This window comes from Streptomyces noursei, assembly GCF_001646665.1.
Classification (GTDB): Bacteria; Actinomycetota; Actinomycetes; order Streptomycetales; family Streptomycetaceae; genus Streptomyces; species Streptomyces lavendulocolor.
This window is the reverse complement of sequence record NZ_LWBU01000279.1, coordinates 266310-286669: the sequence shown is the minus strand read 5'-3', so window position 1 is coordinate 286669 and position 20360 is coordinate 266310. Positions and strand designations below refer to the sequence as shown.

Annotated in this window: 22 protein-coding genes and 1 riboswitch; of the genes, 5 read left to right on the top strand and 17 right to left on the bottom strand. The window is 75.3% G+C overall.

The annotated features are described in order from the left end of the window. Positions 1-10 precede the first annotated feature (10 nt). The 10 genes from A4V12_RS19970 to A4V12_RS19925 all read right to left on the bottom strand — a co-directional run bounded on the left by A4V12_RS19970 (position 11) and on the right by A4V12_RS19925 (position 7885). Positions 11-2038, bottom strand: coding sequence for an NADPH-dependent 2,4-dienoyl-CoA reductase (locus A4V12_RS19970; protein WP_064070711.1), 2028 nt, complete (start codon positions 2036-2038; stop codon positions 11-13). Between the two features lie 148 nt (positions 2039-2186). After that, positions 2187-3032 (bottom strand): ATP-binding cassette domain-containing protein, encoded by an 846-nt coding sequence (locus A4V12_RS19965; RefSeq protein ID WP_064070710.1) that lies wholly within the window; start codon positions 3030-3032, stop codon positions 2187-2189. After that, positions 3029-3778 carry a cobalt ECF transporter T component CbiQ gene (gene cbiQ, locus A4V12_RS19960; RefSeq protein ID WP_064070709.1) on the bottom strand — a complete coding sequence of 250 codons (750 nt, stop codon included), beginning with the start codon at positions 3776-3778 and terminating at the stop codon, positions 3029-3031. The genes A4V12_RS19965 and cbiQ overlap by 4 nt, the downstream gene beginning before the upstream one ends. Before the next feature lie 6 nt (positions 3779-3784). Then, complete coding sequence (locus tag A4V12_RS19955) at positions 3785-4180, bottom strand: energy-coupling factor ABC transporter substrate-binding protein (RefSeq protein ID WP_064070708.1); 396 nt, start codon at positions 4178-4180, stop codon at positions 3785-3787. Next, positions 4177-4860, bottom strand: a complete 684-nt coding sequence (locus A4V12_RS19950) for an energy-coupling factor ABC transporter permease (RefSeq protein WP_064070947.1) — start codon at positions 4858-4860, stop codon at positions 4177-4179. The genes A4V12_RS19955 and A4V12_RS19950 overlap by 4 nt, the downstream gene beginning before the upstream one ends. Before the next feature lie 30 nt (positions 4861-4890). Further along, positions 4891-5095: riboswitch (cobalamin riboswitch) on the bottom strand. 67 nt (positions 5096-5162) lie between these two features. Further along, positions 5163-5567 (bottom strand): PTS-dependent dihydroxyacetone kinase phosphotransferase subunit DhaM, encoded by a 405-nt coding sequence (locus A4V12_RS19945; RefSeq protein WP_064070707.1) that lies wholly within the window; start codon positions 5565-5567, stop codon positions 5163-5165. Beyond that, positions 5564-6181, bottom strand: a complete 618-nt coding sequence (dhaL, locus tag A4V12_RS19940) for a dihydroxyacetone kinase subunit DhaL (protein ID WP_064070946.1) — start codon at positions 6179-6181, stop codon at positions 5564-5566. The genes A4V12_RS19945 and dhaL overlap by 4 nt, the downstream gene beginning before the upstream one ends. Before the next feature lie 8 nt (positions 6182-6189). Beyond that, positions 6190-7182, bottom strand: a complete 993-nt coding sequence (dhaK, locus tag A4V12_RS19935; RefSeq protein ID WP_064070706.1) for a dihydroxyacetone kinase subunit DhaK — start codon at positions 7180-7182, stop codon at positions 6190-6192. Positions 7183-7419: 237 nt separating this feature from the next. Next, the gene (locus tag A4V12_RS19930) at positions 7420-7647 is read right to left on the bottom strand and encodes a DUF2945 domain-containing protein (protein ID WP_064070705.1); all 228 of its coding nucleotides are present in this window, start codon (positions 7645-7647) and stop codon (positions 7420-7422) included. Positions 7648-7705: 58 nt separating this feature from the next. Next, complete coding sequence (locus tag A4V12_RS19925) at positions 7706-7885, bottom strand: DUF6480 family protein (RefSeq protein ID WP_064070704.1); 180 nt, start codon at positions 7883-7885, stop codon at positions 7706-7708. 163 nt (positions 7886-8048) lie between these two features. Between A4V12_RS19925 and A4V12_RS19920 the strand changes: the two genes are divergently transcribed. Beyond that, a complete protein-coding gene (locus A4V12_RS19920; protein ID WP_064070703.1) occupies positions 8049-8627 on the top strand; it encodes a Dps family protein in 579 nt (192 codons plus the stop codon). Between the two features lie 52 nt (positions 8628-8679). On the opposite strand, the gene A4V12_RS19915 is transcribed toward A4V12_RS19920, so the two are convergent. The 4 genes from A4V12_RS19915 to A4V12_RS19900 form a co-directional block, all read right to left on the bottom strand. After that, positions 8680-9177 (bottom strand): hypothetical protein, encoded by a 498-nt coding sequence (locus tag A4V12_RS19915; protein WP_064070702.1) that lies wholly within the window; start codon positions 9175-9177, stop codon positions 8680-8682. 30 nt (positions 9178-9207) lie between these two features. After that, positions 9208-9840, bottom strand: coding sequence for a class F sortase (locus tag A4V12_RS19910; protein WP_064070701.1), 633 nt, complete (start codon positions 9838-9840; stop codon positions 9208-9210). Further along, a complete protein-coding gene (locus A4V12_RS19905; RefSeq protein WP_064070945.1) occupies positions 9833-10672 on the bottom strand; it encodes a DUF4397 domain-containing protein in 840 nt (279 codons plus the stop codon). Before A4V12_RS19905 ends, A4V12_RS19910 begins: the two co-directional genes overlap by 8 nt. Positions 10673-10828: 156 nt before the next feature. Then, positions 10829-11452, bottom strand: coding sequence for an RNA polymerase sigma factor (locus A4V12_RS19900; protein WP_064070700.1), 624 nt, complete (start codon positions 11450-11452; stop codon positions 10829-10831). 107 nt (positions 11453-11559) lie between these two features. Between A4V12_RS19900 and A4V12_RS19895 the strand changes: the two genes are divergently transcribed. The 3 genes from A4V12_RS19895 (at position 11560) to A4V12_RS19885 (ending at position 15098) form a co-directional block, all read left to right on the top strand. Further along, complete coding sequence (locus tag A4V12_RS19895; RefSeq protein WP_064070699.1) at positions 11560-12579, top strand: MerR family transcriptional regulator; 1020 nt, start codon at positions 11560-11562, stop codon at positions 12577-12579. Between the two features lie 324 nt (positions 12580-12903). Next, positions 12904-14148 (top strand): NAD(P)/FAD-dependent oxidoreductase, encoded by a 1245-nt coding sequence (locus A4V12_RS19890; protein ID WP_064070698.1) that lies wholly within the window; start codon positions 12904-12906, stop codon positions 14146-14148. Between the two features lie 218 nt (positions 14149-14366). Then, the gene (locus A4V12_RS19885) at positions 14367-15098 is read left to right on the top strand and encodes a methyltransferase domain-containing protein (protein WP_064070697.1); all 732 of its coding nucleotides are present in this window, start codon (positions 14367-14369) and stop codon (positions 15096-15098) included. Positions 15099-15190: 92 nt separating this feature from the next. On the opposite strand, the gene A4V12_RS19880 is transcribed toward A4V12_RS19885, so the two are convergent. Continuing rightward, entirely contained in the window at positions 15191-16324 is a 1134-nt protein-coding gene (locus tag A4V12_RS19880) for a polyprenyl synthetase family protein (protein ID WP_064070696.1), read from the bottom strand. A gap of 90 nt (positions 16325-16414) precedes the next feature. Continuing rightward, on the bottom strand, positions 16415-18526 hold the full coding sequence (locus A4V12_RS19875) for an MMPL family transporter (protein ID WP_064070944.1): 2112 nt from the start codon (positions 18524-18526) through the stop codon (positions 16415-16417). A 76-nt stretch (positions 18527-18602) separates the two neighbouring features. Here A4V12_RS19875 and A4V12_RS19870 point away from each other — a divergent pair, with 76 nt between their 5' ends. After that, on the top strand, positions 18603-19100 hold the full coding sequence (locus A4V12_RS19870) for a MarR family winged helix-turn-helix transcriptional regulator (protein ID WP_234372254.1): 498 nt from the start codon (positions 18603-18605) through the stop codon (positions 19098-19100). 448 nt (positions 19101-19548) lie between these two features. Here the strand turns inward: A4V12_RS19870 and A4V12_RS19865 are convergent, their stop codons facing one another. After that, positions 19549-20346, bottom strand: a complete 798-nt coding sequence (locus A4V12_RS19865) for an N-formylglutamate amidohydrolase (RefSeq protein WP_064070695.1) — start codon at positions 20344-20346, stop codon at positions 19549-19551. Positions 20347-20360: the final 14 nt, after the last annotated feature.

Here is a 20360-nt window from a genome sequence, read left to right as displayed (position 1 = left end):
GGCGGGACCGTCACAGGGTGGCCGCCAGTCGCGTCCCCTGGTCGATCGCGCGCTTGGCGTCCAGCTCCGCCGCCACGTCCGCACCACCGATGAGGTGGACCGACGCGCCCGCCGCGACCAGCTCCTCGTACAGGTCGCGCCGCGGCTCCTGGCCGGTGCACAGCACCACGGTGTCGACCGGCACGGTGCGGGCCTCGCCGTCCACGGTGATGTGCAGGCCCTCGTCGTCGATCCGCTCGTAGGTCGCGCCCGCGACCATGGTCACGCCACGGTGCTTCAGCTCCGTGCGGTGGATCCACCCGGTCGTCTTGCCGAGGCCCGCGCCGACCTTGGACGCCTTGCGCTGGAGCAGGTGCACGGTGCGCGGCGGCTTCGGCCGCTCGGGCGCGCGCAGCCCGCCGCGCTCCGCGTACGAGGTGTCGACGCCCCACTGCCGGAAGTACGTCTCGGCGTCGCGGCTCGCGCCCTCGCCGCCGTCCGTCAGGAACTCGGCCACGTCGAAGCCGATGCCGCCGGCCCCGATGATCGCGACCCGCTCGCCGACCGGCGCCCCGTCGCGCAGCACGTCCAGGTAGCTGACCACGGAGGCGTGGTCGACGCCCTCGATGGCGGGCGTGCGCGGGGAGACCCCGGTCGCCACGACCACCTCGTCGTAGCCGCCGAGCAGCTCGGCCGTGGCGTACGTCCCCAGCTTGACGTCCACGCCGCGCAGCGCGAGCTGGGTGCGGAAGTAGCGCAGCGTCTCGTCGAACTCCTCCTTGCCCGGCACCCGCTTGGCGATGTTCAGCTGGCCGCCGATCTCCTCCGCCGCGTCGAACAGCGTGACGTCGTGGCCGCGTTCGGCGGCGGAGACGGAGCAGGCGAGACCGGCCGGGCCGGCGCCGACGACGGCGATGCGCTTGCGCAGCCGGGTGGGGGAGAGGACCAGTTCGGTCTCGTGGCAGGCGCGCGGGTTGACCAGGCAGGAGGTGATCTTCCCGCTGAAGGTGTGGTCCAGGCAGGCCTGGTTGCAGCCGATGCAGGTGTTGATGGTCTCGGGCCGGCCGTCCGCCGCCTTGGCGACGAAGTCCGGGTCGGCGAGGAAGGGGCGGGCCATCGAGACGACGTCCGCGCGCCCCTCGGCCAGGATCGCCTCGGCGACCTCGGGGGTGTTCACGCGGTTGCTGGTGATCAGCGGGATCGACACCGACCCCATGAGCTTCTTCGTGACCCAGGTGTACGCGCCGCGCGGCACCGAGGTGGCGATGGTAGGGATCCGGGCCTCGTGCCAGCCGATGCCGGTGTTGATCATCGTGGCGCCGGCCGCCTCGATCTCCCGGGCGAGCGCGACGACCTCCTCCAGGGACGAACCGCCGGGGACCAGGTCCAGCATGGAGAGGCGGTAGATGAGGATGAAGTCCGCGCCGACCCGTTCGCGGGTGCGGCGGACGATCTCCAGCGGGAAGCGGACGCGGTTCTCGTAGCTGCCGCCCCACCGGTCCTCGCGCCGGTTGGTCGCGGCGGCGATGAACTCGTTGATCAGGTAGCCCTCGGAGCCCATGATCTCGACGCCGTCGTACCCGGCCGACTTCGCCAGCTCGGCGGCCCGCGCGTAGTCCTCGACGGTCTGCTCGATCTCGGCGTCGGTCAGCTCGTGCGGCACGAAGGGGCTGATCGGCGCCTGGAGGGCGCTCGGCGCGACGAGGTCGCGGTGGTAGGCGTACCGGCCGAAGTGCAGGATCTGCATGGCGATCCGCCCGCCGGCCGCGTGGACCGCGTCCGTCACCACACGGTGCTCGGCGGCCTCCTCCTCGGTGGTGAGCCGGGCGCCGCCCTCGTAGGGCCGCCCCGCGTCGTTGGGCGCGATGCCGCCGGTGACGATCAGCCCGACGCCGCCGCGGGCGCGCTCGGCGTAGAAGGCGGCCATGCGCGCGAAGCCGTTCTCGGCCTCCTCGAGGCCGACGTGCATGGACCCCATCAGCACCCGGTTGGGCAGCGTGGTGAACCCGAGGTCCAGCGGGCTGAGCAGGTGCGGGTACGGGTTCGGGGTCGCAGTCATGGGGGCGCCTCCTCGCGCGGTGTCGTCGCCCCAGTTGTAGACGACGCCCGACCCCTTGTGCAACAAGTTGCATAAGATCGGGGCGTGACATGCGCAACCCCGCCCCGGCGGCGATCACGCGGCCGGGACGGGGAGCACCGGACAGGATCTACGCCTCCCGCACCGCCGCCGCCCAGGCGTCCAGCTCCTCCGGGGTGCGCGGTCCGGGCACGTCCGCGCCCAGCAGGCCCCGGTCGCGCAGCAGGCGGGTCACCGCCATGCCCCACGGCCGCCGCAGGCCCGCCGCGTCGAGGAGCGCCTGGTCGGCGAGGAGCCCGGCGACCGGCCCGGTGCGCGGGCCCTCCGGGGTGAGGACGGCCGCGTCGTCGGCCCAGCGCAGGGCCAGGTCCACGTCGTGCGTCGCCATCACCACCGTGGTCCCGGCGTCACGCAGCCGGTCCAGCACGGCCAGCAGCCGCTCCTGGCCGTGCGGATCGAGGCCCGCCGTCGGCTCGTCGAGGACCAGGACCCGCGGGCGCATGGCGACGGCGCCCGCGATCGCGGCCCGCTTGCGCTGACCGTACGAGAGCAGGTGGGTCGGCCGGTCCTCCAGCGCCGTGATGTCCAGCGCCTCCAGGGCCTCGCGGACCCGCTCCCGCACCTCGGTCTCCGGGAGCCCCAGGTTCATCGGCCCGAACGACACGTCCTGGCCCACCGACGCGGCGAACAGCTGGTCGTCCGGGTCCTGCACCACCAGTTGCACCGTCGTCCGCAGCCGGGTCAGCCCCGCCCTGTCGTACGACACCTCGCGGCCCTCCAGGAGCAGCCGCCCGCTCCCGCACCGCAGACCGCCGCTCAGCAGCCGGAGCATCGTCGTCTTGCCGCTGCCGTTGCGGCCGAGCAGTGCGATGGACCGCCCCTCCGGCACGGCGAAGTCCACGCCCCGCAGGACGGCGGGACCGTCCTCGTAGGCGTATCCGGCGCCCACGAGCTCCACGACGGCGGAAGGGTTCACGGCAGCAGCCTTTCGAGTACGAGGGTGAGGGCGACGAGCCCGGCGAGCAGTGCCCCCGTCGCCCCCAGGAACCGCCGGGACACCGCCGTGCGCGGCACCAGCACCCGCAGCGTGCCGTCGTAGCCGCGCCCGGCCAGCCCGGACTGAAGCCGGGCCGCCCGGTCGAAGGCGCGCACGAACGCCGTCGCGCCCAGGCCCGCCAGGGAGCGCCAGGTGGCCGCCCGGGTGGTCAGCCCGAGCCGCGCCGCCTGTGCCTCCCGGATGCGGCGGACGGAGTCCAGGAGCAGGAAGCTGATCCGGTACATCACCAGCGCGACGTCGACGACCGGCGCCGGCACCCCGGCCCGTACCAGCCTCGGCAGCACGTCCGACACCGGCGTGGTGAACGCGAACAGCAGCACGCCGAGCGACGCCGCCGACGTCCGCAGCAGCAACTGCCCCGCGGCGGCCGGACCGCCCGGCGCGAGCGTCACGAGCCCGCCCTCGGCACCCACCTGGAACAGCAGCGGGACGGCCCCCGTCACGCAGAACCCCAGCGGGATGCGCCACGCCCGCCACAGCTGCCGCGGCGCGACCCCCGCCGGGCCGAGCAGGACCGCCAGTGTCGCGGCGGCGACGAGCGGGGCGCCCGGCCAGGGCGACAGGCACACGGCGAGCGCCGTCAGGCCGAAACCCAGCACGGCCTTCTCGCCCGGATGGCGGCGGCGCCAGCGACTGCTGTGCGCCGCCGCGTCGATCGGCAGCACCGGCGGCTAGGCGGAGGTCCGGGGCGAACCGGCCTCGGCGCCGGCCGGAGCGTCGGCCGGGCCGTCGGCCGGGGCGTCCGCCGCGGGGGAGCCGGCGAGCGCCCGCGCCTCGCCCTGCCGGCGTCCGCGCCGCAGGCCGAAGTAGTACGCCAGCACACCGGCGCCCAGCGCCGCCTGGAGCGAGAACAGGGCCGATTCGATCTCGCCGGAGGGCGGTTCGTACAGCGGGCTGAACCACGGTTCGTAGTCCGGGTGCGACTCGGTGATCGCCGTCTCCGCCTGTCCGTCGGCGCCCGTGAACGGCTCCTCCTTGTGGTCGCCCAGCCCCAGCGCCAGCGGGAGGACGGCGAGCGCCACGACGACGAGCAGCAGCAGCGTGTTGATCCTGGCGTTACGGCTCATCGGGCCACGGCCTCCTTCTTCGCGGACAGCACGCCGAGCCGGGCGAGGTCGCCCTTGCTGGACTGCATCAGCAGCCGCATCACCAGCACCGTGAGCAGACCCTCGCTGACCGCCAGCGGGATCTGCGTCAGCGCGAAGATGCCGCCGAACTTCGCCAGCGCCCCCACCACGCCGCTGCCCGGGTCCGGGAAGGCCAGCGCGAGCTGCACGCTGGTCACGCAGTACGTGGACAGGTCGGCCACGAAGGCCCCGGCGAACACGCTCACCATCAGGGGCACGTCGAAGCGGCGCAGCAGCCAGTACACCCCGAAGCCGGCCCACGGGCCGACGATCGCCATCGAGAAGACGTTGGCGCCCAGCGTCGTCAGGCCGCCGTGCGCCAGCAGCAGCGCCTGGAACAGCAGGGTGATGGTGCCGAGCACCGCCATGATCGGCGGCCGGAAGAGGATCGCGCCCAGACCCGTACCCGTCGGGTGCGAGCAACTGCCCGTCACCGACGGCAGTTTCAGGGCGGAAAGGACAAAAGTGAAGGCACCGGACGCGCCGAGCAGCAGGGTCGACTCGGGGTTGGCCTTGACCTCCCGGCTCAGGGCCCGGACGCCGTGGACGACGAAGGGAGCGGCCGCGACACTCCAGGCGGCCGCGTGCACGGGGGGCAGATAGCCCTCGGCGATATGCATGTTGGGGGAGACCCTCTCCAGCACCTCGTGGATGGACAACGCGCCCTGGCCGGTCTCCTGGCTGACGGGTCATGCCGCCGCGACTCCGCCTTCCCGGACCCCGCGGTCTCCCGCGGCGTTCCAGTGGCTTCCCGAGGTGGTTCCCCGGGGGTGGAGCCGGACTTCCCGATCACAGTGGCGAGGGCCGCACCGGTACCGCACCGGTTTCCCGTACACCAAGGCCCTGCGACACTAGTGCGTTGACCAGGTGCATCACAAGCCGCGCGCGGGCGCACGGCCCGGCTCCACCCCGCGGGCGCGCCTCAGCCCTTGCGGTAGCCGTACGCCTCGGCCGCGGCCGCCGCCACCGCGTCCAGGTCGCCGCCCGCCGACGCCGTGACGACGGCCGCCACCGCGCCCTCCACGAACGGCGCGTCCACCAGCCGTGTGCCCTCCGGGAGCTCGTCACCCTCCGCGAGCAGGGCTTTCACCGTCAGCACGGCGCTGCCCAGGTCCACCAGGACCGCCACGCCCGCCCCGCCGTCGACCGCCGTGGCCGCCTGCCGGATCAGCTCCGCGCTGGTGCCCAGCCCGCCGTCCTGCGTGCCGCCCGCCGCCGCCACCGGAGCGGTCCGCCCGCCGCCGGCGAGGCCCCGCGCCAGCTCGGCCACCGAGGCGGCGACCGCCGCGCTGTGCGAGACGAGGACGATGCCCACCGCCGCGCTCACCGCGCCCCCTCCGCCGCCGAGCTCAGCGCGGCGACCAGCAGCGCCGAGGACGTCGCCCCCGGGTCCTGGTGCCCCACGCTGCGCTCCCCGAGGTAACTGGCCCTGCCCTTGCGGGCCCGCATCGGCACGGTCGCGAGCGCCCCCTCGTCCGCCGCCTCGGCCGCCGCGGCGAACGAGGCGCCGAGCGACTCGCCCAGCGCCTCCACGGCCGGCTCCAGCGCGTCCAGCATCGTCTTGTCCCCGGCCTTCGCCCCGCCGAGCTGCGCCACCGCCGCCACGCCCACGCGCAGCGCCTCGGCCAACTGGACGGGCGCGACCTCGGCGGCGTCACCGAGGGCCTTGCCGGTGCGCCGCAGCAGCGTCCCGTACAACGGCCCGGACGCGCCGCCGACCGTCGAGATCAGCTGCCGTCCCGCGAGCACCAGCAGGGACCCCGGCGTCCCGGACGGCTCCTCCTCCAGGGCCCGGACCACCGCGGCGAAACCGCGCCGCATGTTGGAGCCGTGGTCGGCGTCCCCGATGGCCGAGTCGAGCTCGGTGAGCCGGTCCGCCTCACGGTCCACGGCCGCCGCCGCGCCGGTCAGCCAGCGCCGGAAGAACTCCGCGTCGAGCATCACGGCCCTCACATCCCCCACCGCAGGGCCGCGGTGCGCACCGGCGCGTCCCACAGCCGCAGCATCTCCTCGTCGGCCTGGCACAGGGTCACCGAGCAGCCCGCCATGTCGAGCGAGGTCACGTAGTTGCCGACGAGCGTGCGGGCCACCGGGACGCCCCGCTCGGCCAGCACCCGCTGGACCTCCGCGTTGAACCCGTACAGCTCCAGCAGCGGCGTCGCCCCCATGCCGTTCACCAGGACGAGGACGGGGCCGCGCGGCCGCAGGTCCTCCAGCACCGCGTCCACGGCGACGTCGGCGATCTCCCCCGAGGTCATCATCGGGCGCCGTTCCCGGCCCGGTTCGCCGTGGATGCCGACGCCCAGTTCCAGTTCGCCGGGCGGCAGGTCGAAGGTCGGACTGCCCTTGGCCGGTGTGGTGCAGGCGCCCAGCGCCACGCCGAAGCTCCGGGAGCGGGCGTTCACCTGCCGCGCGACCGCCTCGACCCGCTCCAGCGGCGCACCCTCCTCGGCGGCCGCACCGGCGATCTTCTCCACGAACAGCGTGGCCCCGGTCCCGCGCCGCCCGGCCGTGTACGTGCTGTCGGCGACCGCCACGTCGTCGTCCACGAGCACCTTGGCGACCTGGACGCCCTCGTCCTCGGCGAGTTCGGCCGCCATCTCGAAGTTCAGGACGTCGCCGGTGTAGTTCTTGACGACGAACAGCACCCCGTGCCCGCTGTCCACGGCCGCCGCCGCCCGGACCATCTGGTCGGGAACGGGCGAGGTGAACACCTCGCCGGGGCAGGCCGCGGCGAGCATCCCGGGGCCGACGAAGCCGGCGTGCAACGGCTCGTGCCCCGACCCGCCGCCGGACACCAGCGCGACCTTCCCCGCGACGGGCGAGTCCCGCCGCACGACGACGCGGTGGTCCACGTCCACGACGAGTTCGGGATGGGCGGCGGCGATCCCGCGCAGCGCGTCGGCGACGACGGTCTCGGGTACGTTGATCAGCATCCGCAACGGTGACTCCTGGGGGAGGTGGCCTGGTGGGCCCCGGCCTCCGGCGGGCCGGGCCGAACGGTGACGCGCCACCACCGTACTGACGTGTGCTCGGGCCGCGGTGCGGAATCACGGCTCCGGTCCGGCCGGCGCCGGTGACCGGGCCGTCGACGCAGACGGGACACCGGGCCGGCGACGAGACAGGACACCGGGCCGGCGACGGGACGGCCGCCGGGTTCCGCGCCCCGCTCCGGCCCGTCAGGACGTGCCCTTGCCCTTCCTGCGCAGGGCGGACGGCTTGTGCACGGCCGAGCGTCCCGACTTGTCGCTCTCCACCTCGTACTGCGGCTCGTCCTTCGACGCGTCGACGGTCCGGCCCGCGGCCTCGGTCCGGCCCGTGATCTTCTTTTTGACCTTCCCGGTCACGTTCTTGCCGTGGCTCTTCCACGACACCTTGTCACCCTTGCCGAGATCGTCCTTGGCCATGCTCTGCTCCTTGGTCGGTGGTGCGGTACGGGGGGCGGGCGGTGGCCCGCACGGCGGCTCACAGGAAGAGGACGCGGGCGAGGAAGAAGCCCGCCACGACGACGGCGCCGAAGAGGATGAGCCACACCCAGACGGCCGGGTGCTCCCACATACCGCCGTCCGCGCGTTCCTCGTGGGCCTCGGACGTTGAGCCCTCAACCGGCGGAGTCTCCCCGGGAGGCACGAGTGGGTCTGTCATGTCTCCAGATTCGTGCAGGACTTCCGTCCGCGCATCCGCGGACCGGCGGGCGGCTGTGCTCCAGGCCGGTGAGACGGGCGCGGCGGGGCGCGGCTCGGCGCCGGGACGCCCGGGGGAACTGCTTGTCTGGATTCCTCACCATCTGACCAGGCGAGGAGCCCCCATGTCGTCACAGCAGTCGGACATCTCCTACACCGTGCCGGGGATGGACCCCCCGGACAGCCGACGGATCATCGAGCTGCTGCAGATGCGCCTCCACTCCCTCAACGACCTCCACCTCACCCTCAAGCACATCCACTGGAACGTCGTCGGACCGCACTTCATCGCCGTCCACGAGATGATCGACCCCCAGGTCGACCAGGTCCGCGACATGACCGACGACCTCGCCGAGCGGATCTCCACCCTCGGCGGCGAGCCCAACGGCACGCCCGGCGCACTCGTGGAGCGGCGGACGTGGGACGACTACTCGATCGGCCGCGCCGAGGCGATCGAACACCTCGGTGCCCTGGACCTCGTGTACACGTCCATCATCAAGGACCACCGCGAGGCGATGCGGGAGACGGAGACCGCGGACCCCGTCACCCAGGACATGCTCATCGAGCAACTGCGGGGCCTGGAGCTGTTCCAGTGGTTCGTCCGCGCCCACCTGGAGTCCACCGGCGGGCGGCTCAGCACCCGCGGCGCCACCACGGAGACGCAGGCCGCGGAACAGGCGGCCGACCAGGCCCGCAACCAGCCCTGAGCGGGCCCGCGAACCGGGGGCCGGTCGCCCGCCGCGGCCTCACGTGCTCGCGTCAGCCGCCCTGCCGCGGCCGTACCCGGGCGCGCCGGCGGGCGTACCGCCGGACGACGGTGAGGACGACGGCCACGGCGACGACGACGGCGGCGGCCGTGGCGACGGCGGCCGGTCCCGGCCGCCGGAGCGGCCCGGGCCACCCCGGTCGCGCGGACGTGCGGCACGTGGCCCGGGCGCGGCCCGTACCGGCGCGGTGACCGGGGACGCGGGGACCGGGGGAGTGGGGGTCGGTGGAGCGCGGGTCGGGTGGGCGCGGGCGGGCGGGCCGGTCGGCCGCCGACAGCTCCCGCGACAGCCGCTCCCATACGTGCTCCGGGGGGACGACCGGCAGGTCGGACGCGTCGAGCTGCCGCGCCGCCGTCACCACCCGCCTCATCCAGGCCAGTTCGTCCCGGCAGCGGGCGCAGACGGCGACGTGCCGCAGGGCGGCGGAGTCCCCGTCCGAGGCGTTGCCCAGGGCCAGTTCCACCAGATGCGCGGGCTCGACGTGTGCCACCGGACGCTCCACTCTCCCGAGAACCGTGCCTCAGTCGCGCAGGGGCTCCGCCGTGACGACGAGGTTGGACAGGTAACCGCCCCGCTCCGGGTCGAACGGGGGCGCGCAGGTGACGAGGGTGAGGACCGGGGCGTCCGTACGCCGGAACACCGAGGCCGGAAGGTCGTCCTTCGGCACCGTCACCCGGGAGACGACCCGGTAGTCGGCGGGCCGGGACCCGGTGCGCCGTACCTCCACCCGGTCCCCGGGGCGTACCTCGTACAGGGCGGCGAACTCGCCGAGCGCTCCGGTGTCGTCGTCCACGTGCCCGACGAGCACGGCCGACCCGCGGTCGCTGCCGGGCGCGGGACCGAAGCGGTACCACCCGGCGACGTCCGGGTCGGCGGGGACGGCCACTTCGCCGCTTCCGGTCACGCCCACCGGCCGGACGGGAGCGTCCAGGCCGATGTCCGGCACGAGCACCCGGCTGGGCGGCGGGTCGGAGCGCGGTGGGGCGCCGCTCGGCGTCCCGGTCGTACGGGATGGTGAGGCGGGGGCGGCCGGGGCGGCCGTACCGAAGTCGGCCGGGGCCGGGTCCGGCGGCGCGGGCCGCACGGCGAGGAAGGCTGCCAGTGCGGCGACCGCGACCACCGGACCCGTGAGGCGTCGAACGGTGTCAGACACGCCGGCCCGCGACCCGGCGGGTCACCAGGACGCCGGTCACCGTCACGGCACCGACGGCCGCGGCCCAGGCGAGCCACTGCCCGGACGAGTTCGTGGCGGCCGCGGCACCGCTGCCGCCCGCCCCGACCGCGCTCGGCGTCGATTCCATGCCGCTGAACGTCTGGGTCTTCAGGGCCAGGTTCTTGTCCTCGGCGCTGCCCCAGGCGTACACGACGTTGCTGGTGCCCTCCTTCAGGTCCAGATCGGCCGGGCCGATGGCCACGGTGTTCGTACCGGCGAGCACCACGTCGGCCTTGACCGTGCCGGCGTCGACCACGGCGGTGTCCTGGTTCGGGTTCTGCAGTCCGGTGAACACCGGCTGCCCGCCCGCGCGGACGTCGACGGCCGGGGCCGCGGCGACGTGTCGCACCGTCAGACGAGACTTGCCGGCGTCGAGCTTCGCCACGTCGTTCACGAATGCCGTGAGCTGAGGCTTTCCGTCCGCCGACAGGTGGGCGGCGATCGTGGCGTTGGCTCCGGCGGGTACCTTGATCTCCTTCTGGATGGCCGGGGTGCCGTCGGGCCCCTGGCCCGCCGGGAATATCTTGATGTCGTAGGTGCCGGCGTCGAGAGCCTGCGGGTTCGTCACCGTGCCCGGCTTGAAGTCGCCGAGCAGTTCGTTCCCGTTGGCGTAGACGTCGACGGTCAGGCCGGGTACGCCGTGGAAGACGGACACCATGGCCTTGTCCTCGGCGTCGGCGGAAGGGGCCGCGGCGACGGGAGCGGCGACACCCAGCGCGAGGGCGCAGGCGCCGGCCGCGGCGGCGATGGCATGGGGGGTCCGAGAGGTCATCAGGATCATCCCTTCGGGGAACCTCCCCGGTTGGCGGGGAGTCGCTGGTGTTTCGGGTGGGGGCGCTCCCGCGGATGCGAAATGCGCCGATTTGTTTCGCCGTGCGTCCGCCTCGCGTCCACCGGGCGCCGGCGCCGCGGTCCCGGACCGGGCGCGCTAGGCGGTTGCGGTCCGGCCCTGCTCCATGCCGCGGCGCAGCCGGTGCAGGCCCCGGCGGGCGTGGCTCTTCACGGTGCCGAGGGGCATACCGGTCCGCTCCGCGATCTGCGCCTGGGTCAGGTCCTCGTAGAAGGCCAGGCACAGGACGTCGCGCTGGTCGCTCGGCAGCCGCGACAGTTCGTGCACCAGCAGTACCCGGTCCAGGACCTCGTCCGCCGCGCCGCCGGGCGGGACCGGCCGCGCCCCGCGGGTGGCCGAGTCGACCAGTTCCAGGCGCCTGGTCCGGGCCGCCAGCGCGTCGACGATCTTGCGCCGGGTGATCCCCACGAGCCAGGCGCCGAGCGGACCCCGCTCCGGGCGGAAGCCCGCGCGGCCCCGCCATGCGCCGATGAACACCTGCTGGGTCACGTCCTCGGCCTCGTCGGCGTCCCCGAGGGAGCGGGTCGCCATGGTGTGGACCAGCGGGCCCCAGCGACGGTAGATCGCCGCGAAGGCGTCCTCGTCGGCCGCCCGGAGACCGCGGCCGAGCTCGTCCTCGTACCGCGTCCCGGGCGTCCCCGCCGGTGGTGGGGCGCCCGCGGTCGGCGCGAGGGAGGGGGTGCTTCGCGTGTGGGTGGTCATGGCCTGGTTCCTCCTGCCGTGCGTCGGTGCCGACGCCGTGGTTCCAGTCTTGGACGCACAAACGACGCACACAACATGCGTCGTTTGTGCGTCGTACACTGCGAGGCGTGACAGCGGACAGGAACGACGAGGACGGGCGGGGCGGCGGCGGACTGACCACCGGCGAGGTGGCCAGACGGCTCGGCGTCGCGCCGACCACGGTCCGTACGTGGGACCGCCGTTACGGACTGGGCCCCGACGCGCACACCGGTGGCACGCACCGCCGCTGGACCCCCGCGGACGTGGCACGGCTGGAGCGCATGTGCGCCCTCACGGCGACCGGGGTGCCGCCCGCCGAGGCCGCGCGCATGGTGAAGTCGCCGGAGCCGCCGGCCCCGGACGGACCGGCCACGGTCGCCGCCCCGCCGGTCGCCGTGCCACCGATCGCCGCCCCGCCCGGGCTGCCGGCGGCTCCCCGGCGCAGCCGTGCCCACGCCGGCCTCCGGCTGGGGGACGTGCGCCAGGAGTGCAAGGGCATCGCCCGCGCGGCGCTGCGCCTGGACGCCGCCGCACTGGAGGACCTGCTGGCCACCGCGATCGAGGCACACGGCCTGATCGCCGCCTGGACCGAGGTGCTCATGCCCACGCTGCAGGCGGTGGGCCGCAAGTGGGAGAACTCAGGCGAACGGTACGTCGAGGTCGAGCACTTCCTTTCGTGGCACGTCTCGGGTGCGCTGCGGCGCTGCGCCCCGCCGGTGGCCGCCGACCGTCCCGGCGCGACCACGATGCTCGCCTGCGTGCCGGGCGAGAACCACACGCTGCCCCTGGAGGTGCTCGCCGCCGCCCTGGCCGAACGGCAGCTCCCGGTACGCATGTTCGGCGCCGCCCTGCCCGTCGACTCGCTGGTCGCCGCGGTGCGCAGGACCGGGCCGGCCGTGGTGGGGCTGTGGGCGCAGTCCCGCACCACCGCAAGCCGGCCACTGGCCGAGCACGTGGCCGCGATGGAGTGGGGGGTGCGCGGCGCCCGCAGGAAGGCCGTCGTCATGACGCTCGGCCCCGGCTGGGCCGGACACGCCGTGCCCGGACTGCCGCGCCCCCGGGGCCTGGCGGAGGCCGTGGCGGCGGTGGAATCCCTCGTCCCGGGGTGATCCCCGCGAGGCCCCGGAGGACCCTGCCCCGGCCCGCCACCTGCGTGCCGGCGCAACCGACGCAAGGGGCCTCCGGGGGACCGACCCGCCCGGCCGACCGCACCGCCCCGGTGGAGCGACCGGTCCGCGGCACTCGGGCGCCTGCGCGGTGGCCGGACCCGCCGGACGGGCGAACGGGCGCCCAGCCACGGTCACCGGGCCCGCCAAGGGGTACGCGTTACGGCGGGCCGGGCGGGGTACGTCGGGCCGCCGGGCGGACCGACCGCCCCGTTCACACGCCACGGCCCCCCGCCGCGCGGCCGGGCGCGCCGACGGAGGAGGAACATGACCGCTCACCACCGCGACCGGCCGGACACCGTGGTCGTCGGCGCGGGACTCGCCGGTCTCGCCTGCGCCCTGGACCTCGGCCGTGCCGGACGGCGCGTGGCCCTGCTGGAGGCGTCCGACGCCGTGGGCGGCCGGATGCGCACCGACCGGCGGGACGGGTTCCTGCTGGACCGGGGGTTCCAGGTGTTCAACACCTCCTACCCGCAGGTCCGCGGGCGGCTGGACCTCCGGCGCCTGCGCCTGCGGCCCTTCACCCCCAGCCTCGTCGTCCCCACCCCGACCGGCCCGGTGCGCCTCGCCGACCCGACCAGGCGGCCCCGCTGGGCCGGCTCCCTGCTGCCGGGGCGGGTCCTGCCCGCACGTGACCTGGCCGCGCTGGCCGCGCTCTCCGCACGGGACGCGCTGCTGCCCGCCCGGTACGTCAAGGGGCGGCCGGACGGTTCGACCGCAGCCGCCCTCTCCCGCGCCGGGGTGTCGTCCGTGACGGTCGACCGGATCCTGCGGCCCTTCCTGTCCGGCGTGTTCCTGGAGGACCGGCTGGAGACCTCCGCCCGCTTCTTCCACCTGGTGTGGCGCAGCATGATCAGGGGGACGCTCTGCCTGCCCGCCGACGGGATCGGCGCCGTACCGGCGCAACTGGCGCAGGACCTGCCCGACGGCGTCCTCCGCCTGGAGACGCCCGTCACCGGGATCACCCCCTCCGGGGTGCTCCTGGCGGACGGCGGCGAACTGCCCGCCGCGACCGTCGTGGTGGCGACGGACGCCACGGCTGCGGCCCGTCTGCTGCCGGGGCTGCCGGTCCCGGACGGCCGCACGGTGACCACCTACTACCACGCGGCGCCGAGGACCCCCCTGGCCGAGCCGACGCTGGTGGTGGACGACACCGGCGGGGTGCTGAACAGCTGCGTACTGACCGAGGTCACCCGCACGTACGCGCCGCCCGGCACGGCGCTGGTCTCCACCTCCGTGCTGGGCCCCGACCGGCCCGGTGGCGGCGGCACCGTACTGCGGCGGCTGGCCGAGCTGTACGCGACGGACACGGGCGACTGGCAGCAGGTCGGCGTCCGCACGGTCGAGGGCGCCCTGCCCGCGATGCGGCCGCCGTGGCCGCTGAGCCGGACCACGCGCTTCGCCCCGGGCCGGTACGTCTGCGGGGACCACCGGGCGACCGGTTCGGTGCAGGGCGCGCTGGCGTCCGGCACGCGGGCCGCCCGCGAGGTGCTGGCCGACCTCGGTGGGTGAACCGGCGACCCGCGGGCCGGGGGTGAACCGGCCGCCGGTGGGCCGGACCACCGCTCCGCAGGTCCGGGGCGACCCGCATCCGGCGGCGGTGCGCGCACCGAAGACGGGGCGGAAGCCCCCGTGACGTCCGGCGGGCCCGCACGTCCGCCCGCCGCGTCCCGCCGGCCCGCGTCCCGCGCGGCCGGTGCCCTCCGCCCCCACACCGGGAGAAGCCCCTGATGACACTGCTCCGCGACCGCGACCTGGCCCGCGCCTTCGACCACGCATCGCACACCTACGACCTGCTCACCGGCCTGAACCCCGGCTACCGTTCCGACCTGCTCCGCTCCGCGCGCCGGCTGCGGCTGCCCGGGGATGGGGCGGGACTGCGGGTGCTGGACCTCGGCTGCGGCACGGGCGCTTCCACCCGGGCGCTCCTGCGGGCCGCTCCGCGCGCGGACATCACGGGTGTGGACGCCTCGGCGGGGATGCTGGAACGGGCGACGGCGAAGCCGTGGCCGGAGCGGGTGCGCTTCCTGCACCTGACGGCGGAGGAGGTCGCGACCTCGGGCGAGGGCCCGTTCGACGCGGTCTTCGCCGCCTACCTGTTCCGCAACGTCACCGACCCCGACCAGGTCCTCGCCTCGGTCCGCCGGCTGCTGCGACCGGGCGGGCGGCTGGCCGTCCACGACTACAGCCTGAGCGGCTCCGCCGCGCACCGCGCCCTGTGGACGGCGGTCTGCCGGGGCCTGATCATCCCCGCCGGCACCGTCACCGGCGACCGCGCCCTGTACCACCACCTGTGGCGCAGCGTCCTCGCCTTCGACACCGCCCCCGCTTTCACGGACCGCCTGGCGCGGGCCGGGTTCACGGACGTGCGCGCCGCCCCCGTGGCCGGCTGGCAGACGGGCATCGTCCACACCTTCCTGGCCCGGAACGGCTCCACCGCCCCCGCACCACGCGTCGCGTGAACCGCCGGCCGGGCACCCCGCCCGGCCGGCGGCAGCCCGGCCCCGCGCCCACCTGCCGGACGCCGGCGGGGAAGCGCCCCGCCACCGCCCCGCTACCGGGTCCTGTCCGGTGCGATCCCCGACGCCCGCTCGACCAGGACGGCGAACTCCCCGCGTACGGCGGGGCCGGCGCCCGTGCTGCCGAAGTGGCGCACGCCCGCGGCGGCCAGCTCCGCGATCCTCGACTCGACCACGGAACGGGCGCCGGTGCGCTCCAGGGCGGCCCGCATCCGGGCGACGGTCTCGTCCGGCCGGGGATGCGCGCCGGGGGCCAGGACGGCGGCGGCCTCCTCGTCCCCGGACGCCTCGGCGAGGCGGAGGGCCATGGCGAGCAGGTAGGTGAGCTTGCGGGTCCGCAGGTCGTCGTCGACCGGCTTGCCCGTGCGCGCCGGGTCGCCGAAGGCACCGAGGAGGTCGTCCCGGAGCTGGAAGGCCAGCCCGGCGCACCGGCCGGCGGTGCGCAGCGCGTCGAGGGTGCGCTCGTCCGCGCCCGCGAGCGACGCCCCCAGCGCGAGGGGCCGGCCGATGGTGTAGAGGGCGCTCTTGAGCGTGGCGATGGTCAGCGCCTCGTCGACGCCGGACGCCCCGCTCGCCTGGGCGTGGAGGTCGCGGTACTGCCCCGCGACCATCTCGCCGCGCATCGCCCGCCATTCGCGGTGCAGCCGCGCACCGTGCGGGGAGCCGAGCGCCGTCTCCGTCAGCAGGTCGTCCGCCCAGGCGAGGGCCAGATCACCGGCGAGCACCGCGCCGGCGGTGGCGAACGCCTCGGGCGGGCCGCTCATCCCCGCGGCGCGGTGCATCCGGGCGAGGTCGACGTGCACGGCGGGAGCGCCCCGGCGCAGCCGCGACCCGTCCATCACGTCGTCGTGGATGAGCGCGCACGCCTGGACCAGCTCCAGGGCGGCGCCCAGCCGCAGGACCGCCGTGGCGTCGCCCGAACCGCCCGCGGCACGCCAGCCGCACCACACGAACGCGGTGCGCAGCCGCTTCCCGCCGCGCCGCAGCAGCGCGGCGACCCGGCCGGCCACGTCCCGGGCGAACACCGGGTCCACCTCGCCGGCCCGGTCCAGCGCCCCGCCGAGGACCCGTTCGAGCTCCCCCTCGACGGCGTCGATGGCGCCGAGCGCGGTGAGCGGATCGTCGACGGGCCGGGCCGGTTCCGCCGTGGTCGGCCGTATTCCCAGCATGCACAACCCCTTTTCGCTTCCGGTCACCCGTACACCCGTTGTTTCCGCCGCCCGGACCGGTCCGGATGCGCCGTTCCGCCGTACGCAGCGCTACGCGGCCCGTCGCGAGCCCTCCGTACGCCCGTCACCCGCCTTGCTCAGGGCGGACGGCCACCACGCCCGGGGACCGATGTCGATCATCAGCGCGGGCACCAGGAGCGACCGGACCACCAAGGTGTCGAGCAGGACGCCGAAGGCCACGATGAACGCGATCTGGAGCAGGAAGGCCAGCGGGATCACCATCAGGGCCGCGAACGTCGCGGCGAGCACCACCCCCGCGGACGTGATCACGCCGCCGGTCGTGGTGAGGCCGCGCAGCACGCCCTGCCGGGGGCCGTGGACCAGCGCCTCCTCCCGGACCCGCGACATCAGGAAGATGTTGTAGTCCACGCCGAGGGCCACCAGGAACACGAACCCGTACAGGGGTACCGACGCGTCCGTGCCGCTGAAGCCGAGAAGGTGCTCGAACACGAGGGCGGAGACGCCGAGCGTCGCCAGGAAGTTGAGCGCGACGGTCGCCACCAGCAGGACGGGCACCAGCAGGGACCGCAGCAGCAGCACCAGGATGACCAGGATGATGCCGAGCACGACCGGGACGATCGTGGTGCGGTCCCGGGCGGCGGTCTGCTGGACGTCGTACTGCTGGGCGGTGTACCCGCCGACCAGGGCGTCGGCGCCGGGCACCGCGTGGACCGCCTCGCGCAGCCGCTCGACGGTCCGCTTGGCGGCGGTGCTGTCCGCGGCGGCCTCCAGGGTGGCGTCGATGCGCACGCGCCCGTCGACGACGAGCGGCTCACCCGCCCCGGGCCGCCCCGACGCGGAGACCGCCCCGGCGGACGCCACGCCCTCGGTGCCCCTGGCCGCCGCGGTCACCCGCTCCGCCCGGTCGGCGTCGGCGATGATCACGGCCGGGTTGCCGGAGCCGCCCGGGAAGTGCTCGCCGAGCGTCTGCTGGGCGGCGACCGACGGCGCGTCGCCCACGAAGATCTCGTCCAGCGGCACGCCCCTGGCCGAGAGCGAGGGGGCGAACGCCGCGAGCGCGGTGAGGGCGAGCGCGGTCACCACCCAGGTGCGGCGCGGCCGGCGGTCGACCTTCGCGGCGACCCGGCGCCACACGCCGTGCCCCTCGACGGACGCGTCGGACGGCTTCGGCCGGGAGGGCCAGTAGGCGGCACGGCCCAGCAGGGCCAGGACGGCGGGGAGGAAGGTGAGCGTGGAGAGCACGGCGCAGACGATGCCGATGGCACCGACCGGGCCGAGCGCCCGGTTGTTCGTCAGGTCGCTGGCGAGCAGGGCCAGCAGCCCGAGCGCCACGGTGGCGGCGCTGGCCGTGATCGCTCCGCACGACCGGCGTACGGCGGCCAGCGCGGCCTCGGCGCGGTCGCCGCGCACGGCAAGTTCCTCGCGGAACCGCGCCGCCAGCAGCAGCGCGTAGTCGGTGGCGGCGCCGATCACCAGGATGGAGAGGATGCCCTGCACCTGTCCGTCCACCCGTACGACGTCGCGGTCGGCGAGCGCGTAGACGACGGCGCACGCCAGTCCCAGGGCGAACACCGAGCCGAGGATGATGACCAGCGGGAGCAGGACGCTCCGGTAGACGAGCAGCAGGATCAGCAGTACGGCGCCGAGCGCCACCCCCAGCAGCAGGCCGTCGATGCCCGCGAACGCGTCCGACAGGTCCTCCTGGCTCGCCGCCGGACCGGCGATCTCCGCCGACGCGTCCGGCACGTCCTTCGCGGCCCGCCGGACCTCGTCGAGCGCGGCGGGCAGCTCCTCGCCCAGGTCCGGCCGCAGCTGGACGACCGCCTGCATGGCCAGGCCGTCCTCGGAGACGATGGCGGGCGAGGGCCGGCCGACGACCCCGGCGTCCCGGTCGAGCCCCGCGACGGCCCGGGTCGCGGCGGCCCGCTGCGCCTCGGTGACCCGCTTCCCGTCCGCCGTCCAGACCACGATGGCCGGCAGGCTCTCGGACTGGTCGAACGCCTCACGGGCGTCGAGCACCTTGGTCGACTCGGCGCTCCGCGGCAGGAAGGCCGCCTGGTCGTTGGTGGCGACCTCGCCCAGTTTGCCCGCGTAGGGGCCCAGGGTTCCCCCCACACCCAGCCAGACCAGCAACAGGACCACGGGCACGAGCCACCGGGCCCGGCGCGGTGCGGTGTTCATCGGCATCCCCAGCCACATAGACGGAGTAAGTCAGTCATCAAGTATCTCAATGATTGAGTGATCCTATACTGAGGGCATGAGCGGTCCCGGCATGCCCTTGCCCCCGGCCGGCGGGGACGACCCGACGAGCCTGCAGTCCTTCGCGGTCCTGCTGCGCCGGATGAATGCCGAGTTCAACCGCATCGCCCAGGAGTTCGCCCAGGCGCACAGCCTCCACCTGACCGATGTGCAGGCCCTGATCGCGATCCTCGACGCCGACGCGGAGGACGAGGACGAGCCGATGACACCCGGGCGGCTGCGACGGCAGCTCAACCTCACCTCCGGCGCGGTGACCGCCTGTGTCGACCGGCTGGAGAAGTCGGGACACATCAGGCGTGTCCGGGCGGTCGACGACCGCCGCGTGGTGCACCTCCACTACGCGGAGGCCGCCAAGGGCCTCGCCCGGGACTACTTCCGGCCGCTCGCCCGGAGCACCGACACCGCGCGCGGCCGTTTCACCGACGAGGAACTGGCGGTCGTCGTCCGCTTCCTCACCGAGATGAACCGCGAACTCGTGCTGCTGCGAAGGGAGTAGGACCCCTCGGGCGCGGCTGCCCCCGGGACCCGGCCGACGGGCTGCGGACGCCGTCACCGGCCCGTACGCCGCACCCGTCGCACGGCGACACCGCGGTGGACGACGCCCCGGTGCGCGACACGCCGGCCCGCGGGCCAGGCCACCGGAACGCCACCGCGGGTGTCCCTCGCGGCCCGGTGGCCCGCGGCCCCGTCACCCCCGGCCCGGTTCCTTCCGGCGCGCGGGGCGGGCCGGAAGGAACCGGGCGGGGGCGATGGCGTGCTGATCGCCACGTGGCTGGTCATGGCGCCCCTTCCTCGGCCGCGCGGGCCGTTCCGCCGCCCCTCCAGCGTCACGGCGCCCCGCGGCCGCGGCGACCCCGGTCACCCGGCCGGGTGGCGTCCGGCGCCTTCCCGCAGCGCCGCCCTCCGCCGTCCCGAGCCGCCGCAGCGCCGCGCGGCGAGGCCCGTCAGAGCGGGAGCCGGTCGACCAGACCGGCCAGCGCCCGGCCGAGCGCACCGACCGCCGCGTCCCGGGGCGCGCCCCGCTCGTCCAGGTACAGGTCGCGCCGGATCTCCACCATCAGCGCACCGACCCTCGCGTCCCGCCCGTAGTACCGCAGCGGCACGTACGCCCCCGCGAACGGGGTGTCCGGCTCCGTGCCGCCGAACCCCGCGAACGCCCGCCGCGCCGCGTCGAGCAGCGGACCCGACGTGTGGAAGGCGTCCGTGCCCAGGCAGACCGGCGGGCGCGGCCCGTCACCGTGGAGCTCGTACGGCAGCGCCCGCGCCGGGTAGGAGTGGACGTCGACCACGACGGCCCGGCCGACCGCGTCGAGCCGCTCGGCCACCGCCGCCGTCATCGCCTCCGCGTACGGGTGGAAGTAACGCTCGATCAGCGGCCGCGGGTCGGCGTCCGCCGGGCGGAGCACCTCCCGGTGCGTGGTGCGGGTGTAGACCGCGCCCATGCCCACCGCCAGCATCTCCTCCCGCTCGTCGGGGAACCGCTCCGGGTCGACCACCAAGCGGGACAACCGGTTGACGAACCGCCAGGGCCGCACCCGCGCCGCCACGGCCGCCGCGGCGGCGATCCGATCCGTCCACGCGTCGGTGATGTGGTCCAACTCGGCCTCCAGCGCACGGTCGTCGAGCACGATCCCGGCACGGACGTCGGCGGGTATCACGCGGGACGCGTGCGGGACGTGCAGGATCACGGGCGACCCGGGGTCACCCGGGTGGAGCAGGAAGGGGGCGGTGCCGTCGGTCATCCGTTTCCTCGCAT

Excerpts from the sequence above, each read along its gene's own strand:
- A4V12_RS19970 (WP_064070711.1), bottom strand. The coding sequence starts at position 2,038 with ATGACTGCGACCCCGAACCCGTACCCGCACCTGCTCAGCCCGCTGGAC.
- A4V12_RS19955 (WP_064070708.1), bottom strand. The coding sequence starts at position 4,180 with ATGAGCCGTAACGCCAGGATCAACACGCTGCTGCTGCTCGTCGTCGTG.
- A4V12_RS19950 (WP_064070947.1), bottom strand. The coding sequence starts at position 4,860 with ATGCATATCGCCGAGGGCTATCTGCCCCCCGTGCACGCGGCCGCCTGG.
- dhaL (WP_064070946.1), bottom strand. The coding sequence starts at position 6,181 with ATGCTCGACGCGGAGTTCTTCCGGCGCTGGCTGACCGGCGCGGCGGCG.
- A4V12_RS19930 (WP_064070705.1), bottom strand. The coding sequence starts at position 7,647 with ATGGCCAAGGACGATCTCGGCAAGGGTGACAAGGTGTCGTGGAAGAGC.
- A4V12_RS19925 (WP_064070704.1), bottom strand. The coding sequence starts at position 7,885 with ATGACAGACCCACTCGTGCCTCCCGGGGAGACTCCGCCGGTTGAGGGC.
- A4V12_RS19920 (WP_064070703.1), top strand. The coding sequence starts at position 8,049 with ATGTCGTCACAGCAGTCGGACATCTCCTACACCGTGCCGGGGATGGAC.
- A4V12_RS19905 (WP_064070945.1), bottom strand. The coding sequence starts at position 10,672 with ATGACCTCTCGGACCCCCCATGCCATCGCCGCCGCGGCCGGCGCCTGC.
- A4V12_RS19900 (WP_064070700.1), bottom strand. The coding sequence starts at position 11,452 with ATGACCACCCACACGCGAAGCACCCCCTCCCTCGCGCCGACCGCGGGC.
- A4V12_RS19890 (WP_064070698.1), top strand. The coding sequence starts at position 12,904 with ATGACCGCTCACCACCGCGACCGGCCGGACACCGTGGTCGTCGGCGCG.
- A4V12_RS19885 (WP_064070697.1), top strand. The coding sequence starts at position 14,367 with ATGACACTGCTCCGCGACCGCGACCTGGCCCGCGCCTTCGACCACGCA.
- A4V12_RS19880 (WP_064070696.1), bottom strand. The coding sequence starts at position 16,324 with ATGCTGGGAATACGGCCGACCACGGCGGAACCGGCCCGGCCCGTCGAC.
- A4V12_RS19875 (WP_064070944.1), bottom strand. The coding sequence starts at position 18,526 with ATGAACACCGCACCGCGCCGGGCCCGGTGGCTCGTGCCCGTGGTCCTG.
- A4V12_RS19870 (WP_234372254.1), top strand. The coding sequence starts at position 18,603 with ATGAGCGGTCCCGGCATGCCCTTGCCCCCGGCCGGCGGGGACGACCCG.
- A4V12_RS19865 (WP_064070695.1), bottom strand. The coding sequence starts at position 20,346 with ATGACCGACGGCACCGCCCCCTTCCTGCTCCACCCGGGTGACCCCGGG.